The organism is Marinobacter sp. CH_CUG1437-1 (assembly GCF_037029655.1).
Taxonomy (GTDB): Bacteria; Pseudomonadota; Gammaproteobacteria; order Pseudomonadales; family Oleiphilaceae; genus Marinobacter; species Marinobacter salsuginis.
In genome coordinates, this window is record NZ_JAYMEW010000007.1 from 41828 (window position 1) to 60444 (window position 18617).

Annotated in this window: 15 protein-coding genes; 3 read left to right on the forward strand and 12 right to left on the reverse strand. The window is 58.3% G+C overall.

The features are described from left to right. The first annotated feature begins 171 nt into the window (after positions 1–171). Positions 172–375: a DUF6316 family protein gene (locus WA411_RS16440; RefSeq protein WP_069185170.1), complete on the forward strand. Its 204-nt coding sequence runs from the start codon at positions 172–174 to the stop codon at positions 373–375. A gap of 19 nt (positions 376–394) precedes the next feature. On the opposite strand, the gene WA411_RS16445 is transcribed toward WA411_RS16440, so the two are convergent. The 8 genes from WA411_RS16445 to glyA form a co-directional block, all read right to left on the reverse strand. After that, complete coding sequence (locus WA411_RS16445; protein ID WP_153634757.1) at positions 395–922, reverse strand: phosphatidylglycerophosphatase A family protein; 528 nt, start codon at positions 920–922, stop codon at positions 395–397. Then, complete coding sequence (gene thiL, locus WA411_RS16450) at positions 919–1875, reverse strand: thiamine-phosphate kinase (RefSeq protein ID WP_222466564.1); 957 nt, start codon at positions 1873–1875, stop codon at positions 919–921. The genes WA411_RS16445 and thiL overlap by 4 nt, the downstream gene beginning before the upstream one ends. 3 nt (positions 1876–1878) lie before the next feature. Beyond that, entirely contained in the window at positions 1879–2355 is a 477-nt protein-coding gene (nusB, locus tag WA411_RS16455; RefSeq protein WP_069185167.1) for a transcription antitermination factor NusB, read from the reverse strand. After that, the gene (ribH, locus tag WA411_RS16460) at positions 2355–2831 is read right to left on the reverse strand and encodes a 6,7-dimethyl-8-ribityllumazine synthase (protein WP_069185166.1); all 477 of its coding nucleotides are present in this window, start codon (positions 2829–2831) and stop codon (positions 2355–2357) included. Before ribH ends, nusB begins: the two co-directional genes overlap by 1 nt. Before the next feature lie 47 nt (positions 2832–2878). Continuing rightward, entirely contained in the window at positions 2879–3994 is a 1116-nt protein-coding gene (gene ribBA / locus WA411_RS16465) for a bifunctional 3,4-dihydroxy-2-butanone-4-phosphate synthase/GTP cyclohydrolase II (protein ID WP_069185165.1), read from the reverse strand. A 64-nt stretch (positions 3995–4058) separates the two neighbouring features. Further along, positions 4059–5174: a bifunctional diaminohydroxyphosphoribosylaminopyrimidine deaminase/5-amino-6-(5-phosphoribosylamino)uracil reductase RibD gene (gene ribD / locus WA411_RS16470; protein ID WP_291909380.1), complete on the reverse strand. Its 1116-nt coding sequence runs from the start codon at positions 5172–5174 to the stop codon at positions 4059–4061. Further along, on the reverse strand, positions 5171–5689 hold the full coding sequence (gene nrdR, locus WA411_RS16475) for a transcriptional regulator NrdR (protein ID WP_008170769.1): 519 nt from the start codon (positions 5687–5689) through the stop codon (positions 5171–5173). The genes ribD and nrdR overlap by 4 nt, the downstream gene beginning before the upstream one ends. Positions 5690–5766: 77 nt before the next feature. Then, positions 5767–7020, reverse strand: a complete 1254-nt coding sequence (gene glyA, locus WA411_RS16480) for a serine hydroxymethyltransferase (RefSeq protein ID WP_069185163.1) — start codon at positions 7018–7020, stop codon at positions 5767–5769. A 375-nt stretch (positions 7021–7395) separates the two neighbouring features. Between glyA and ettA the strand changes: the two genes are divergently transcribed. Beyond that, the gene (ettA, locus tag WA411_RS16485; RefSeq protein ID WP_291909376.1) at positions 7396–9057 is read left to right on the forward strand and encodes an energy-dependent translational throttle protein EttA; all 1662 of its coding nucleotides are present in this window, start codon (positions 7396–7398) and stop codon (positions 9055–9057) included. After that, entirely contained in the window at positions 9057–10433 is a 1377-nt protein-coding gene (gene radA, locus WA411_RS16490; protein ID WP_291909375.1) for a DNA repair protein RadA, read from the forward strand. The genes ettA and radA overlap by 1 nt, the downstream gene beginning before the upstream one ends. A 170-nt stretch (positions 10434–10603) precedes the next feature. Here radA and WA411_RS16495 read toward each other — a convergent pair whose 3' ends face one another. The 4 genes from WA411_RS16495 to gltB all read right to left on the reverse strand — a co-directional run bounded on the left by WA411_RS16495 (position 10604) and on the right by gltB (position 18499). Further along, positions 10604–10972: a PilZ domain-containing protein gene (locus WA411_RS16495; protein WP_222466560.1), complete on the reverse strand. Its 369-nt coding sequence runs from the start codon at positions 10970–10972 to the stop codon at positions 10604–10606. Between the two features lie 398 nt (positions 10973–11370). Beyond that, the gene (gene hemE / locus WA411_RS16500; RefSeq protein WP_291909374.1) at positions 11371–12435 is read right to left on the reverse strand and encodes a uroporphyrinogen decarboxylase; all 1065 of its coding nucleotides are present in this window, start codon (positions 12433–12435) and stop codon (positions 11371–11373) included. 126 nt (positions 12436–12561) lie between these two features. Beyond that, positions 12562–13980, reverse strand: coding sequence for an FAD-dependent oxidoreductase (locus WA411_RS16505; RefSeq protein ID WP_291909373.1), 1419 nt, complete (start codon positions 13978–13980; stop codon positions 12562–12564). Positions 13981–14050: 70 nt separating this feature from the next. Then, complete coding sequence (gene gltB, locus WA411_RS16510; protein ID WP_291909372.1) at positions 14051–18499, reverse strand: glutamate synthase large subunit; 4449 nt, start codon at positions 18497–18499, stop codon at positions 14051–14053. Positions 18500–18617 lie beyond the last annotated feature (118 nt).

Genomic DNA, 18617 nt, shown 5'->3' on the forward strand with positions numbered 1-18617 from the left:
TTACCACCGCATTCTGGATTTTTTCACTGATGATCCCGAGTGAGACGCAACCCGTAAAATTGTAAAAAAATGTTGAATTCGCCCTGAATTGGGTTAATTTTAAACAGATCGGCAGATATTAACGCGGCGCCCGAAAAGCAAGAGCGAAAAGCGGGCAGTACAGGAGATGCCATGGACACCCAACGCAGGACCGGAGAAGAAGGGCCGGTTCCCTTTCGCAGCAGTCGATTCTTCTGCGTAGGGAGCAAATGGTACTTCACTACCCGGGAGGGGTTTGATAGTGGCCCGTTTGCTTCCCGGGAGCGAGCGGAGACAGGCCTGAAGCGGTTTCTGCACGTTGTCCGGCTGTTGCCGGAAGAGCAGCAGCTTCACTGACGGGGTCAGTGCTGGCTCGCTAGACCATTACGGGAACGAGCCACACGTCCACTGCCCACAGGCAGGCCAGGGCCATTAAACCGGCGATCACGTCGTCGACCATAATTCCCAGCCCGCCCGGCAGGTGCTGGTCCAGCCAGTTTATGGGCCAGGGTTTGGCGATGTCGAAGAGCCGGAACAGAGCGAAGGCGCCCAGAACCCCGTAAATATTGTCGGGAAACAGTCCCAGAGCAATCCACATCCCGACGAATTCATCCCAGACAATACCGCCATGGTCATGAACCTTCAGGTCTTGGGCCGTCTTTCCGCAAAGCCAGATACCTACGATAAACGCAACCAGGATCACCAGCCAATAACCCACCGGCGGTAACCAGGCGAAACCGTACCAGAGTGGTATGGCTGCCAGACTCCCCCATGTACCGGGTGCCCTCGCGGTTGCGCCGCTGCCAAACCCAAAGGCCAAAAGGTGCACGGGGTTTCGCAAAAAACCGGGTGGCAATATCACTGCCGGCGCCTCGGGCTCCGGAGCTTGACCTTCCTGACTCATGATTTACTCCTGAAATGGTCATACCCCGCTGGCACCGCTTCCAGACCGCAATCAACGCCATCGAGGTACAGGCCCGGCTCGGCAGTAACGGCCCCAATCACGGTAAGCTGGCTCTTCAGTGATTCCGGTGCAGACTCCCAGCTTTCCGGGGCAAAACAGACGCAGAGTTCGTAATCGTCCCCCGAACGCAACGCGTAGTTTAGGGCCTTGCTACCTTTGAGCCGCGAGAGCGCGGCCGAAAGAGGTACTCGATCACTCGCGATCCGGGCACCGACCCTCGATGCGGCAAGAATATGGCCGAGATCAGCCAACAAACCGTCGGAGATATCAATCGCGGCGCTGGCATACCGGCGCACCTCCCCTGCCAGATCTAGCCTTGGCCAGGGCCTATGGTAATGCTCAAGCACTGCGAGGATGTCAGCAGAAGGGGCAGGTTCAGAGAGATAGTCGAGGGCAGCCCCCGCGTTACCCAGGGTGCCCGACACGGCAATCAGATCCCCCGCACGGGCGCCTGAGCGTCGGACCCCGCCCCCCTGCTCTACAGTGCCATGCACCTGCAGGCTCAGAGTGAGCGGCCCGGAGGTTGTATCCCCGCCAGCCAATTGGAGACCGAACGCCTCGCTGGCTCGTCTCAACCCGGCAGAGAAATCTTCAAGCCACTGCTCATCCACGGCTGGCAGCGTCAGCGCAAGCGTGAAGCACTCCGGGTCGGCGCCCATGGCAGCAAGATCACTGGCTGCGACAGCGAGAGCACGCCAACCCAGGTAATCCGGGCGATAATTTCGGGGAAAATGGACACCCTCCACGAGAGCATCCACGGAAAAGACAAGATCCCGGCCAGCGGGAATCCGCTGAATCGCGCAATCATCCCCAGGCCCCAGCATCAGAGACCCGGATTCCTGCCGCTCGCCGAGCGGCAAAAAGAAGCGCCGGATCAGCTCGAACTCGCCCATCGCCTAGCGGGCGCGAGTCTCGGCAAGGCGGAGTCGGCCGCTGAGCTTGTCGAGGATGCTGTTGACGAATTTATGGCCCTCGGTGCCACCGAAGCGCTTGGCCATTTCAATGCCTTCGTTGATCACCACCTTGTAGGGCACATCAAGCCGATGCTTGAGCTCATAGGCTCCCAGACGAACAATCGCCAGTTCCACCGGGTCAACCTCGTTGATAGGACGATCAAGGAAAGGCTCGATCAGCTTGTCCAGTTCGCCCTGTTCGCGATGCACACCGCGAAGCAGATCACGGAAATACAGCAGATCGACCTTGCTCATGTCATTGTCGACCATGAACTCGGCTTCAATGTCAGAAATCGCCGTTTTGCTGAAATGACGCTGATAGAGTCCCTGCATAGCAAGGGCCCTGGCACGGCGTCGATCACCGGCTTTTGGTTGGCCGGACGCAGCCGGCTGCGGTGATGTACCTTCAGTTTCGCTCATTACTCACCCAGCTTCTTGAACAGACTGACCATTTCAAGGGCAGTGATCGCTGCTTCCGCACCCTTGTTACCAGCCTTGGTTCCGGAACGCTCGATGGCCTGTTCGATGGAATCCACCGTCAGCACCCCGAAAGTTACCGGCACATCGGTATCAAGACTGACTGCGCCGAGCCCACTGGAGGCCTCGCCAGCAACGTACTCGAAATGGGGCGTGCCACCACGGATGACCGCACCCAGGGCGATAATCGCATCATAATCATTGGTTTCTGCAACGCGCTTGACGGCCAGCGGCATTTCATAAGCCCCCGGAACACGCACAATGGTGACATCCGCATCGGAAATGCCGTGACGACGCAGGGTGTCCAGTGCACCCTCAACCAGGCTTTCCACAACAAAGCCGTTAAAACGGCCCACGACCAGCGCATAACGTCCGCTGCACTCGGTAAAATCACCTTCAATTACTCTGATATCTGCCATTGATGGCTCCTTCACGTGTCGCGGCTTCGAGGCCACAACCGGGTTAATCATTCAGGGGTATAGGGAACGTATTCAACAACTTCCAGATCAAAACCGGAGATCGCCGAGAATTTGATCGGCGGACTCAAAAGACGCATCTTTCCAACACCGATATCCCGGAGAATCTGGGAACCGGTGCCTACTGTGAAGTAGACGCCCGAGCTGCCCTTGCCGGAGGAACCCTTACCCTCATCAAAGAATTCCTGTATCCGGTCTTCCAGGTTGTAGCTGTCCTCGGCGCTGTTCAGGAGAACAACCACACCCTTGCCTTCCTCCGCTACTTTCTCCAGGGCGTGGTGCAGAGGCCAGCTACGGGAGTCCTTGCGGCGGGCGCCCAGAAGATCCCGCAGGGTATCGGTGATGTGAACACGAACAAACGCTGGCTCGTCAGGAGAAATATCCCCCATCAACATGGCCAGATGAGTGGCTCCCTGGATGTTGTCTCTATAGGTTCGAAGCTTGAAGACGCCGTACTCGGTATCCAGGTCGTTCTCTTCCACACACTCTACAGTGCGCTCGTTCATGGTGCGGTAATGAATCAGGTCGGCAATCGTGCCGATCTTCAGATCGTGCTCTTCGGCAAACCGCTCCAGATCTTCCCGGCGGGCCATGGAGCCGTCGTCATTCATAATCTCGCAGATCACACCCGCCGGCTCGCAACCGGCCAGTGCCGCAAGGTCACAGGATGCTTCCGTGTGCCCCGCACGGCTAAGCACGCCGCCGGGATCAGACATCAACGGGAAAATATGGCCAGGCTGGACCAGATCACTGGCCTTGGCATTTCGGGCCACCGCTGCCTGAACCGTGCGAGCCCGATCTGCCGCTGAGATACCAGTCGTCACGCCCTCTGCGGCTTCGATGGAAAGGGTAAACTTGGTCCCGAAACCGGAGGCGTTCTGCTGGACCATCAGCGGCAAACCCAATTGTTCGCAGCGGTTCCGGGTCATGGGCATACAGATCAGGCCGCGCCCAAAACGGGCCATAAAATTGATGGCCTCGGCCGTGCAATGCTCAGCAGCCATCACGAGATCGCCCTCATTCTCGCGATCCTCGTCATCCATCAGTATGACCATTTTGCCCTGACGGATATCTTCAATGATGTCTTCAATGCTGTTCAGTGCCATATGGTTTTGCACCCTTGCGGCGTTCCGGCAAGTGTTGGCTTGCAGAACGTCCTGAGTTTATGGATTACTGGCGGGCCAGGATCAAACGCTGATCCTCACCTACCTGACGTCGGTCCAGAACTTTCCATTGTACTTTATCTGCCATGGTCTCCAGCGGCAGATGTGCGGTCGGACGCCCCGTGCTGCCGAGGAAAACCGGCGCCTGATAGAGCCAGAGTTCATCGACCAGGTTTTCGCTGATAAATGTGCCAGCCAGAGTGGGCCCCGCTTCAACCAGCAGTTCGTTGATACCAAGCTCGCCTAGCGAATCCAGCAGCTCAGCCAGGTCGATGCCGTTGTCCTTCCAGGCAACGCCGGTAAGACTGATGCCCAGCGCCGCCAGATCCTGTGCCGGCGCGGTCGCCAGTGTTGATGACGCACAGAACACCTGCACGTTACCGCCATGAAGGATCTTCGCCGAACACGGCGTGCGCGCATCCCGGTCTGCAATCACCCGAAGTGGCTGCCTGGACGGTTCCGTCGCGTCGCCAATATCACCCAGGTCTTCGCGCCGGATTGTCAGGGACGGGTCGTCGGCCAGCACCGTACCCACACCTGTCAGAATCGCATCACTGATCGCTCTCAAGCGCTGCACGTCGCGACGGGCCTCTGTACCGGTTATCCACTGGCTCTCACCCGAAGCCATCGCAGTACGGCCATCAAGGCTCGCGGCCATTTTCAGGCGCACCCAGGGCCGCCCGGTGTTCATCCGCTTCATGAACCCCGGATTCAGGCGCGCAGCTTCTTCCGCCAGCAAGCCTTCGGTAACCCGGACACCCGCTTCCCTGAGCATGTCCAGCCCACGACCTGACACCGACGGATTCGGATCCTTGGTTGCGGCGTACACATGAGCAATCCCGGCATCGATCAGCGCTCTGGCACAGGGCGGCGTGCGACCGAAATGGCTGCAGGGCTCCAGTGTTACGTACGCCGTCGCGCCACGGGCGTCAGTGCCTGCCTGACTCAGAGCACGAGTCTCGGCATGGGCCTCTCCGGCGCGCTCATGCCAGCCCTCACCAAGCACCAGATCTCCCCGGGCAATGACACAGCCAACTCTGGGATTAGGATGGGTGGAGTACCGACCGCGCCAGGCAAGCTGGACAGCCCGTGCCATCATGGCCCTGTCGCGGTTCTCGATCATGCCTTGCCTTTGGGGGCGTGGTTATCCGCCAGTGCTTTGGCGACATCAACAGCAGCCTCGCCATTGCTTGCCGATAACCTCTCGATTTCTTCCTTGAACTCGTTGATATCCTGGAAGCTGCGATACACCGAAGCGAAGCGGACATAGGCAACTTTGTCCAACTGGCGCAATTCGGTCATGACCTCCTCGCCCAGCTGCATGGATTTCACTTCCCTCTCGCCGGTCGCCCGCAACCGGTATTTGATCCGGTTCAGGGCCGCATCAATCTGTTCAATGCTTACAGGCCGCTTTTCGAGCGCTTTCATCAGCCCCGCGCGCAGCTTTTCTTCATCAAACGGCTGCCGGGTGCCATCCTGCTTGACCACCCGTGGCATCACCAGTTCGGCGGACTCAAAGGTCGTAAACCGTTCCCGACAAGACAGGCATTCCCTGCGGCGACGCACCTGATCACCCTCAGCCACCAGCCGGGAGTCGATCACCTTGGTATCTGCTTCACCACAGAAGGGACAATGCATAATCAGGAACTCCGAAGAGGAAGCCGGGCCAACATGTCGGCCCGGCGGGTCATGCCTGTAGTCTAGCTATAAAACGATCAGCCGTAGACGGGGAAACGGGCGCAAAGCGCACCGACCTGCTCGCGAACACGGCTGTTGACCGCCTCGTCGTCCAGGTTATCGAGGATATCGCAGATCCAGCCGGCCAGATCACGACACTCGGACTCACCGAATCCGCGGGTTGTGATCGCCGGGGTGCCAATACGCAGACCGGAAGTGACGAACGGTGACCGGGGATCATTGGGAACCGCGTTCTTGTTCACGGTAATGTGAGCACGACCCAGCGCCGCATCAGCATCTTTACCGGTAATGTCCTGCTTGATCAGGCTGACCAGGAACAGGTGATTCTTCGTGCCACCGGAAACCACGTCGTACCCGCGATCCACAAAAACCTGGGCCATGGCAGAAGCGTTCTTAACAACCTGCTGCTGGTAGGCCTTGAACTCATCGCTCATGGCTTCCTTGAAGCACACGGCCTTGGCGGCAATCACGTGCATCAACGGACCGCCCTGGCCACCCGGGAAGACAGCAGAGTTCAGTTTTTTCTGCAGATCGGCGTCGTCGCAGGCCAGGATCAGACCACCACGGGGACCGCGCAGAGTCTTGTGCGTCGTGGTTGCAACCACGTGAGCGTGGGGAACGGGATCCGGATAAACGCCAGCGGCAACAAGACCAGCTACGTGGGCCATGTCCACAAACAGGTAGGCACCAACCTTGTCCGCAATCTCGCGAAAACGGGCAAAATCCAGCTCCTGTGAATACGCGGAGAAGCCGGCAATGATCATTTTCGGCTTGTGCTCAACAGCCAGCGCTTCCACTTCGTCGTAATCGATCAGGCCGGTTTCCGGGTTCAGGCCGTACTGCACGGCGTGGTAGATCTTGCCGGAAAAGTTCACGCTAGCCCCGTGGGTGAGGTGACCACCGTGGGCAAGGCTCATACCAAGAACAGTGTCACCGGGCTTGAGCAGGGCCATGAAGACAGCAGAGTTGGCTTGGGAACCGGAATGCGGCTGCACGTTAGCGTAGGCAGCACCAAACAGCTCCTTGGCACGCTCAATCGCCAGATCTTCGGCAATATCCACGAACTCGCAGCCGCCGTAATAGCGCTTGCCCGGATAGCCTTCCGCGTACTTGTTGGTCAGCACGCTGCCCTGGGCTTCCATCACCCGAGGGCTGGTATAGTTCTCGGATGCGATCAGCTCGATGTGAGCTTCCTGGCGCTTCTCTTCCGCCTGCATGGCGTTCCAGAGTTCGTCGTCAAAGCCGGCGATTTTCATTTCACGATTAAACATGGATGCGCTGCCTCTGTGTGCTTGGCTGGCCCGGAGAGCTTTGGCACTCCGCAGCCCCCTGAAAAATTGGGCCGCTATTCTATCTTACAAAGGGGTGAAAAATCACCCTCTATACTGTCCGCAGATACCGGCATACGGCCACCTCCGGTTTCTGCTCAATTGCTATCACTGGTGCGTTTCGTTACCTTACCGGATCAATAACACGAGCTCCGATCAAGGGGGGCGGGGCTGGCCTTCCGGGATCGTCAAAATCAGGGATGATTTTGCCGAGCGTACATGGACGTATTTACAGCGTATCCCGGAAGGCCAGCCCCGCCGCCCGAGTCACCAGTATTCGAATTCACGAACCTGTTATATCAAGAGGTTTACGCCAGTATGGCCCAATACGTATACACCATGAACCGGGTGGGCAAAGTAGTCCCGCCTAAGCGCGAGATTCTGAAAGACATCTCGTTAAGCTTCTTCCCCGGCGCCAAGATCGGCGTACTGGGCCTCAACGGTGCCGGTAAATCCACCCTGCTCCGCATTATGGCGGGCGTGGACCAGGATTACATCGGTGAAGCCCGCCCACAGCCTGGCATCAACGTGGGCTATCTGCCCCAGGAGCCGGAGCTGGACGAAGATAAAACCGTCAAGGAGATCGTCGATGAGGCGGTTTCCGGCGTTCATGACGCACTGGCCGAACTGGACCAGGTTTATGCAGCCTATGCAGAACCGGACGCCGATTTCGACGCATTGGCCAAGAAGCAGGGCGAACTGGAAGCCTACATCCAGGCTACCGACGGCCACGATATCGAACGCAAGATGGAAGTTGCGGCTGATGCACTGCGCCTTCCACCATGGGACCAGAAAGTCAGCGTCCTTTCCGGTGGTGAGCGCCGCCGGGTAGCCCTGTGCCGCCTGCTGCTGTCCGGCCCTGACATGCTGCTGCTGGACGAGCCTACCAACCACCTGGATGCCGAATCCGTGGCCTGGCTCGAGCGCTTCCTGCACGATTACGAAGGTACCGTGGTGGCCATCACCCACGATCGCTACTTCCTCGACAACGTCGCTGGCTGGATTCTGGAACTGGACCGTGGCCACGGCATTCCGTTTGAAGGCAACTACAGCCAATGGCTGGAGAACAAGGAAAAGCGCCTGGAGATGGAATCCAAGCAGGAAGCCTCTCACCAGAAAGCCATCAAGCAGGAACTGGAGTGGGTGCGCAGCAACGCGAAAGGGCGCCAGTCGAAGAGCAAGGCTCGTTTGGCCCGCTTTGAGGAGATGAGCTCCCAGGAATTCCAGAAGCGCAACGAAACCAACGAACTCTACATTCCGCCTGGTCCACGGCTGGGCAACAAGGTGATCGAGGTGGACGGCATCAGCAAGTCCTTCGGTGACCGACTGCTGTATGAGGACGTGTCCTTCAGCGTACCGCCCGGTGCCATCGTGGGTATTATCGGTGGTAACGGTGCTGGTAAATCCACCCTGTTCAAGATGATCGCCGGTTTCGACAAACCGGATTCTGGCGACATCACCGTCGGCGAAACCGTGGAACTGGCCTACGTGGACCAGATGCGCGATCTGGACGGCAGCAAAACCGTCTGGGAGGAACTTTCCGACGGCAACGACATCATCAAGGTCGGCAACTACGAAACGCCTTCGCGAGCCTACGTTGGCCGCTTCAACTTCAAGGGCAGCGACCAGCAGAAGCGGGTTGGCGATCTGTCCGGCGGTGAGCGCAACCGTCTGCACCTGGCCAAGCTTCTGAAACAGGGCGGCAACGTGTTGCTGCTGGACGAGCCGACCAACGATCTGGACGTGGAAACCCTCCGGGCCCTGGAAGAAGCCCTGCTGAATTTCCCGGGTTCTGCCCTGGTTATCTCGCACGACCGCTGGTTCCTCGACCGTGTAGCCAGCCACATCCTGGCGTTCGAGGATGATGGCGAGGTGGTGTACTTCGAAGGCAACTTCACCGAGTACGATGAAGACTTCAAGAAGCGCAAGGGTGATTCGGCGATGCAGCCGCAGCGCATGAAGTACAAGAAGCTGGCCTGATGGCGAAAACCAAAACCGCCTACGTCTGCACCGAATGCGGTGCAGACTATTCCAAGTGGCAGGGCCAGTGCACAGCCTGCCAGGCCTGGAACACCATCAGCGAAGTTCGCGGCGTCAGCAGCAATGCCAAAGGCGCCCGCGGCGCCCGCTTTGAGGGATTCGCCGGCAGCCTTTCGGAGGTTCAGAGCCTGGACGACGTCAGCCTGGCCGAGCAGCCCCGTATCAGCTCCGGCATGCAGGAGTTCGATCGAGTTCTGGGCGGCGGGCTCGTGGAGGGCTCAGCTGTTCTGATGGGCGGCCATCCGGGCGCCGGCAAGAGCACCCTTCTACTCCAGGCGGTCTGCCTTTTGGCTGCGACAGTCCCTGCCTTGTATGTCACCGGTGAGGAATCCCTGCAACAGGTGGCCATGCGCGCCAAACGCCTGGGGTTGCCCACCAAAGACCTGAAGATGCTGTCCGAAACCAGCGTCGAGCGCGTCATGCAGGTGGCCGAGGCAGAAAAGCCCCGGATTCTTGTGGTAGACAGTATTCAGGTGATGCACATGGCGGATATCGAGTCCGCCCCTGGTAGCGTCTCCCAAGTGCGGGAAAGCGCTGCCTACCTGACCCGCTTCGCCAAGCAGACTGGCACCATCCTGTTTCTGGTCGGCCATGTGACCAAAGACGGCAGCCTGGCAGGCCCTAAAGTCCTGGAACACATGATCGACTGTTCGATCCTGTTGGAAGGCTCCAGCGACAGCCGCTATCGAACTCTGCGCGGGATCAAGAACCGGTTTGGTGCGGTCAATGAGCTGGGCGTATTTGCCATGCTGGAGCAGGGCCTGAAGGAAGTGAAGAACCCCAGCGCGATCTTCCTGAACCGCGGCGAAGACGCCGCCCCGGGAAGCGTGGTGATGGTGGTCTGGGAAGGCACCCGCCCCATGCTGGTGGAAATCCAGGCACTGGTGGATATGGCCCAGGGCGGCTACCCAAGGCGTGTTGCCGTTGGCCTGGACCAGAACCGGCTGGCCATGCTTTTGGCCGTACTGCACCGCCATGGCGGCATGCACGTGTCCGATCAGGACGTGTTCGTAAACGTGGTGGGTGGCGTAAAGGTCAATGAAACCAGCGCCGACCTGGCCCTTCTGGCCGCTATCGTCTCCTCGTTCCGCGACCGGGCCCTGCCCCAGGATCTGGTGATCTTCGGAGAAGTGGGCCTCTCTGGTGAAATCCGCCCGGTGCCCAGTGGGCAGGAACGAATCTACGAAGCCGCAAAGCATGGCTTTACCCGGGCGCTGGTGCCGAAATCCAATGCCCCAAGGAAGGCCATTGAAGGCATGAAGGTTATTCCGGTGACCAAACTTAGTGATGCTCTTACTGCCCTGGAAGAGCTTTAAGCCTGCCATCCTCGGAGTGAACGGTCAGGTTGACTTCGGAGTTTCCAAAAACCGCTACGAGCACATCCATGTGCGCTTGTCCTCGGCCATCCTTGGCCTCCGACATTTTTGGAAACTCCGAAGTCAACCCGACCTGCGGGCAACGGTGCCAGAGTCCGGCTGCAAAAGATCTAATCAATGAGGTGGGCAAATTCTCTTTCGAGCATCGCCTGATCTCCCAGGTTCAGCTCCACAAGTCGTTTTAGGTGGGTAGCACTATCCAGGTCAATGTACTGGCATTTGAAACCCAGCCGATGCGGCTCCACGTGCCTAAGCTCTACCGCCATCACAATACCTGCCTCATGATCATTCAGGTGAATAATCACTTCGCAGGGCTGCTTTAACGGGACCTGCCAACCCTCCGGCCGCTTGACCAGAACACCTTTTAGCGAAATATCCAGCACCTCCGTCGTCCAGACGGATTCCTGGCAGTGGAGTTCACAGGGCGCATCGAATTCGATTCGGTGGAACCTGCGTTTTTCGGGGGTTTTAGCGGGCAACGGGTTACTCCTGTTAACCGGTCTTGTTTTACCTGACTATAGACCGGACAGGAGATTGCATCCAGAGGAGTTTTTGAGGGAGCTTCGGTTGTCGGATTACGGTGCGCATTGCGCGCCTAATCCGACCTACGGGACTCTCGAAAGGATATATCTCTGAGGTAAGACTCGGGCCGTGGTGGGGCCCTTTCCAAAAATGTCGGAGGCCAAGGATGGCCGAGGACAAGCGCACATGGGTGAGGCCGAGCGTTTATGAAGCGAAGCTTCATGCGACAGCCGAACGACAGCAATCTGTGATTGCTGGCTGGACCCCGGAGGGGTGCTCGTAGCGGTTTTTGGAAAGGGCCCCATCACGGCCCAGCCAACATGATCAGCAGGCTGGAAAAAACGAACTCTAATACTCAGCGATGATACTCGGGGCTAAGTTCCACCACGGCCTCGATGAACGCCTTGGCATGCTCCGGATCGACATCCGGCGTAATCCCGTGGCCAAGATTGAAGATATGGCCAGTACCGGAACCAAAGCGCCGGAGGATATCGGCCACTTCCTGGCGAATCCGCTCAGGTGGCGCATACAGCATTGCCGGATCCATATTGCCCTGAAGGGCCACCCGGTCACCAATGCGGGCCCGGGCATTGCCGATATCGGTGGTCCAGTCGAGGCCGACGGCATCGGCACCGGAATCGGCAATGGATTCCAACCACTGACCGCCGTTCTTGGTGAACAGAATCACCGGCACCCTGCGACCATCGTTCTCGCGAATCAGGCCGTCGACGATCTTCTTCATGTAGCGAAGGGAGAACTCCTCATAGGCCCAGCTGCTCAAAACGCCACCCCAGGTATCGAAAATCTGGACAGCCTGGGCACCAGCCTTGACCTGGCCGTTGAGGTAATCAATAACCGAATCCGCCAGATGGTCCAGCAAGCGGTGCATAACCTCCGGCTGGCCGTACATGAGCTTCTTGGCCTCCCGAAAATCCTTGGAGGAGCCACCCTCAATCATGTAAGTCGCCAGGGTCCACGGGCTGCCGGAGAAACCGATCAGGGGAACGCTGCCGTTCAGGGCTCCGCGAATGGTGGAAACCGCGTTCATCACGTAATCCAGATCCACCTCGGCGTTAATTTTGGGCAGCGCAGCGACATCCGCCTCGGAGCGGATCGTGTTCCGGAATTTCGGACCTTCGCCGGTTTCGAAGTACAAGCCGAGGCCCAATGCATCGGGAATGGTCAGAATATCTGAAAACAGGATGGCCGCATCCAGTGGGAAGCGCTCCAGGGGCTGGAGTGTGACTTCACAGGCCAGCGGCGTGTTCTTGCACAAGCTGAGAAAATCCCCCGCCTTGGCCCTGGTCGCACGGTACTCCGGCAGGTATCGCCCGGCCTGACGCATCATCCAGACCGGTGTGCGGTCCACGGGCTGGCGCATCAGGGCGCGCAGGAAACGATCATTCTTCAGCTCGGTCATAGAAAATCCAGCGTGTTCTGTACAAAGGGGAAAATCGGATGGAGGCCATAATACCCGGTTTGCGGGAATAAAAAAGGGCGGCTTTCGCTTAGGAAACCGCCCTTCTGATCAGGATCAATCCTGCAATCAGATATCCAGGTAATCCATGATACCTTCGGCAGCCTGACGGCCTTCCCAGATAGCGGTTACGACCAGATCCGAACCGCGGACCATGTCCCCGCCGGCAAAGATTTTCTCGTTGCTGGTCTGGAACATGAACTTGGACTCTTCCGGCGCGGTTACCCGGCCCGAATCGTCGGTGTTCACCTTCAGCTCATCGAACCAGTCGGCCGGGCTCGGGCGGAAACCGAAGGCGACCAGAACCGCGTCAGCAGGAATAACCTCCTCACTACCCGGGACTACTTCCGGACGGCGACGACCATTTTCATCAGGATCGCCCAGGCGAGTCTGAACCACCTTCACACCCTCAACCCGGTCTTCACCAATAATGGCGATGGGCTGACGATTGAAGAGGAACTTAACGCCCTCTTCCTTGGCATTGGCCACTTCACGGCGGGAACCCGGCATATTGGCTTCGTCCCGGCGGTAGGCACAGGTGACGCTCTCGGCCTGTTGACGGATTGAGGTGCGGTTACAGTCCATAGCCGTGTCACCACCGCCGAGAACAACAACCCGCTTACCTTTCATGTCGATGAAATCGGCTTCGTCTTTCTCAAAGCCGAGACGACGATTGACGTTGGAAACGAGGAACGGCAGTGCATCGTACACGCCCGGCAGGTTCTCACCCGGGAAGCCTCCCTTCATATAGGTGTAGGTTCCCATGCCCATGAAGACGGCGTCGTATTCGTCGATAATGTCCTGCAGTTGAACGTCCTTGCCCACCTCGGTGGACAGGCGGAATTCCACGCCCATCTCCTCGAACACCTTGCGGCGGCGGGTCATGACGGATTTTTCCAGCTTGAACTCTGGAATACCGAAGGTCAGCAGGCCGCCGATCTCCGGATAGATATCGAAAACAACCGGCTTGACGCCATTGCGAACCAGTACGTCGGCGCATCCCAGACCGGCAGGGCCTGCACCAATGACGGCAACCTTCTTGTCTGTCCACTTCACTGCGGACATATCCGGTTTCCAGCCCAGGGCAAAGGCGGTGTCGGTGATGTATTTCTCGACAGAGCCGATGGTAACCGCACCATAGCTGTCGTTCAGCGTACAGGCACCCTCACAGAGACGGTCCTGCGGACACACTCGACCGCAGACCTCCGGAAGGGAGTTGGTCTGATGACACAATTCGACGGCCCGCATGATATTGCCTTCGGAAACCAGCTTGAGCCAGTTCGGGATGTAATTGTGTACCGGGCACTTCCACTCGCAATAGGGGTTACCACACTCAAGACAACGGTGAGACTGGGACGCCGCACTATCTGCCGTGAAGGGGTGGTAGATTTCGCCAAATTCTTTCTTCCGCTTCTTGGCCGGGACCTTCTTGGGGTCGACCCGCCCTACTTCAACAAACTGGAAGTCGTTACTCAGTCGTTCTTTCATCTGGATGCTCTCATCAACTCAATTTCGACAAGGGCGGCAGCCAGGCCACTCGCCCCGAACCCTCTGCTTCTTATTCGGGGCGCGCCCGGGTGCTAGCCAGTAGACTGCGCAGGTTGGCAGCCTTGGGTTTCACCAGCCAGAAGCGGCCGATGTAGTCGTCGAAATTCTCAAGAATGTGCTCAGCCCACTCACTGCCGGTCTCGGAAATGTGCTCCCGAATCACGCCACGCAGATGATTGCGGTAGGACTCCATGTCTTCGCTGGAAATGCGTTGGATCTCGACCAACTCGTGGTTGTACTTGTCCACGAAGGTATTGTTGAGGTCCATGACGTAGGCAAAGCCACCGGTCATACCCGCACCGAAGTTGTGCCCGGTTGATCCGAGTACCGTCACCAGGCCGCCGGTCATGTATTCACAGCAGTGATCGCCAGCGCCTTCCACAACCGCGTGGGCGCCAGAATTACGAACCGCGAAACGCTCACCTGCAGTACCAGCAGCGAAGAGTTTGCCGCCCGTCGCGCCGTAGAGGCAGGTGTTACCGACGATGGACGTCTCCTGGGTCTTGAAGGCGCTACCGCGGGGCGGCTTCACGACCAGCTTGCCACCGGTCATACCTTTACCCACGTAGTCGTTGGCATCCCCTTCAAGGATCAGGTTGAGACCGCCCACGTTCCAGACACCAAAACTCTGGCCCGCGGTACCGGTTAGATCCAGGGTAATGGGCGCATCGACCATGCCCTGATTGCCATGCAGCTGAGCGATTTCGCCAGACAAACGGGCACCGATGGAGCGGTCACAGTTGGTGACCCGGTAGGACCAGGCGCCACCACTCTTTTCCTTGATGGCTGCAGCGGTATCCTGAACCATCTGTTCCGCCAGCTTGCCCTCGTCGAACGGATGGTTCCGCTCCACCTGGCAGGTCTGAGGCTTGTCCGCCGGAATATGGTCATTAGACAACAGGCGACTGAGATCCAGCTTCTTCTGGCGCTCGGTATCGCCCGGCAGGCGCTCCAGAAGGTCAACGCGACCAACCAGTTCTTCCAGGCTGCGCACGCCCAGCTTCGCCATCCACTCACGGGTTTCTTCAGCCACGAAACGGAAGAAGTTCATGGCCATTTCCACCGTGCCTTTGAAGTGCTCTTCACGGAGGTGATCATTCTGGGTAGCCACACCGGTCGCGCAGTTATTCAGGTGGCAGATTCGGAGGTATTTACAGCCCAGAGCCACCATCGGCGTGGTACCGAAACCGAAACTCTCCGCACCCAGGATCGCACCTTTCACCACATCCAGACCGGTCTTGATACCGCCATCGGTCTGCAGGCGAATCTTGCCACGCAGATCGTTGGCCCGCAGGGCCTGTTGGGTTTCAGTCAAACCGAGCTCCCAGGGAGAGCCCGCGTAGCGGATGGACGTCAGCGGGCTTGCCGCCGTGCCGCCATCGTAACCGGAGACGGTGATCAGGTCGGCGTAGGCCTTGGCAACACCAGCTGCGATAGTACCCACACCCGGCTCGGAAACCAGCTTCACTGACACCAGGGCCTGGGGATTGACCTGTTTGAGATCAAAAATCAGCTGGGCCAGATCCTCGATAGAGTAAATATCGTGATGCGGCGGCGGCGAAATCAAGGTCACGCCGGGCACGGAATAACGCAAACGTGCAATCAGATCATTGACCTTGCCACCGGGCAGCTGGCCACCCTCACCAGGCTTCGCGCCCTGAGCCACCTTGATCTGCATGACATCAGCGCTACGCAGATACTCAGCCGTCACGCCAAAACGTCCGGAAGCCACCTGCTTGATCTTTGACCGCTTCTCGGTGCCATAGCGGGCAGGATCTTCACCGCCCTCGCCAGAGTTTGAGCGACCACCCAGTGTATTCATGGCGACCGCCAGGGCCTCGTGGGCCTCTGGTGACAGCGCACCCAGGGACATGGCCGCGGAATCGAAGCGCGGGAAAATATTCTCGACCGGCTCAACTTCCGAGAGATCAATCGGTTTGAGGTCCTTGCGGAAGCCAAGGAGATCACGCAGGGTTGCCACCGGCCGTTCATTGACCAGACCGGCGTATTCCTTGTAGTGGCCGTAGTCGCCACTGGTTACTGCTTCTTGCAGCTTTCCGACGACATCCGGGTTGAAAGCGTGGTACTCCTGGCCGTGGACATACTTCAGCAAGCCACCCTGGACAATCGGCTTGCGCGGCTTCCAGGCCACAGAAGCAAGTTGCTCCTGGTCCTGCTGGAAGTCGTAGAAGCCAGCCCCCTGGATCCGGCTCGGCACACCTTTGAAACACAGGTCAACGACGTCGTCAGCCAGCCCGATCGCCTCGAACAGCTGGGCGCCCCGGTAGGAGGTGATCGTCGAGATCCCCATTTTGGAGAGGATCTTCAGCAGCCCCTTGTTGATGCCCTTCCGGTAGTTGTTCTTGGCGTCAATCGGATCCATCAGCAATTCGCCGGTGCGGATCAGATCGTTCAGGACCTGGTACGCGAGGTAAGGATACACCGCTGTCGCGCCAAAACCGAAAAGCACCGCAAAATGGTGGGGATCACGAGCCCAACCGGTTTCAACAATGATGTTGGAATCGCAGCGCAGCCCTTTCTGGACCAAGTGATGGTGAACGGCACCGGTTGCCATCAGGGCGTTGACCGGCAGCTCTCCTTCCTTCAAATCCTTGTCTGTGAGGATCAGAAGCACCTTTCCATTCCGGACAGCCTGTTCCGCCTCCTCACAAACCTGTCGAATCGCCTGCTCCAGACCCTGCTCCGGGCGGTAGCTCATGGAGATACGCGCCACCTCGAACCCGGGGCGCTCGTTGTTGGCGATCTTCAGGAACTTGGCCGGAGAAAGTACCGGCGTGGTCAGGATGATTCGATCCGCGTGATCGGCGGTTTCCTCGAACACGTTACGCTCGGCACCCAGACAGGTCTCCAGAGACATAACGATTGCCTCACGCAGGGGGTCGATCGCCGGGTTGGTCACCTGGGCGAACTTCTGCCGGAAATAATCCGCTACGTGGCGCACTTTGCTGGAGAGCACGGCCATCGGGGTATCGTCACCCATGGACCCAACCGCTTCCTGGCCGTTCTCTGCCAGCGGACGCAAGACCTGGTCACGCTCTTCGAAGGAGACCATGAACATTTTTTGATGCACCAGAAGCTCGTCGGAGTCCATCAGCCTGAAGTCAGGTGTGTCCTGATTCAGGGTGGTTTCCACGCGCAAGGCGTTCTCGCGCAGCCAGCGCTTGTAGGGCTGCGCGGTCTTCAGGCGCTGGTCAATGTCTTTGGTATGCAGGACTTCACCAGATTCAGTGTCGATAGCCAGCATCTGCCCCGGCCCGACACGGCCTTTGGCAACCACGTCGTCGGGCTGGTACCCGTAGGTACCGATCTCTGAAGCCAGCGTGATGAAGTCATCTTTGGTAATAACCCACCGGGCGGGACGCAGCCCGTTTCGGTCGAGCATACAGACCGCATAACGACCGTCCGACATCACCAGACCTGCGGGACCATCCCAGGGCTCCATGTGCATGGAGTTGTACTCATAGAACGCCCGCAACTCGGAATCCATGCTGTCGACATTCTGCCAGGCCGGCGGAATCATCATGCGAACGGCACGGAAAAGGTCTACACCACCGGCAAGCAGGACTTCCAGCATGTTGTCCATGCTCGAGGAGTCGGAACCAGTGAGATTGACCAGTGGCTGAAGGGTCTGCAGATCGGGCAGTTCCGGGGAGCTGAATTTGGCGGCCCGAGCGATGGCCCAGTTGCGGTTGCCGTCGATGGTGTTGATCTCACCATTATGAGCCAGATACCGGAACGGCTGTGCCAGCGGCCACCGGGGCATGGTGTTAGTGGAGAACCGCTGGTGGAATACACAGATAGCGGTCTCAAGATCCGGATCACCGAGATCCTTGTAGAAGTTGGCCAGGTCCGCCGGCATCATGAGGCCCTTATAGGCCAGAGTACGGTGAGACAGGCTACAGATATAGAATTCCGGATCTTCGGCCATGTCGCTTTCAGCATGCCGGCGACCCACGAACAGACTGATTGCAAAGTCACGCTCTTCCTTGCCGGCTGGCACCACGAAAACCTGCTCAATACGGGGCAGGCAATCCAGCGCCATCGGGCCCAGGCAGCTGTCATCCACCGGCACTTCACGCCAGCCAAGTATTTCCAGACCCTGTTCGGTCAGCCGTTTTTCAATTGCTGTACGACCGGCGGCAGCCTTGTTCTCGTCGGGGTTAAGGAAAACTTGACCCACGGCAAAGAGGTCGCCTGGCTCCTTGCCAAACGCCGCCTTGGCAGCTTTCTTTAGAAAGCCATCCGGGCTCTGGATCAGCAGGCCACAACCATCGCCGGTCTTTCCGTCTGCAGCGATACCACCTCGGTGGGTCATGCAGGTCAGAGACTCGATGGCAGTTTGCAACAACTTATGACTGGCCTCGCCCTTCATATGGGCAATCAGACCGAATCCACAGTTGTCCCTGAATTCATCGGGATGATACAAACCTGTCATCATAAGCGTTCTCTCACGTAGAAATGCTTTTCAATCAAAGAGTTAATGGGCGCACGGCCATACAACCACCCTTTGACACTGAAAATGGGGGCTGGCTATTTTACACACGTAGAAATACGTA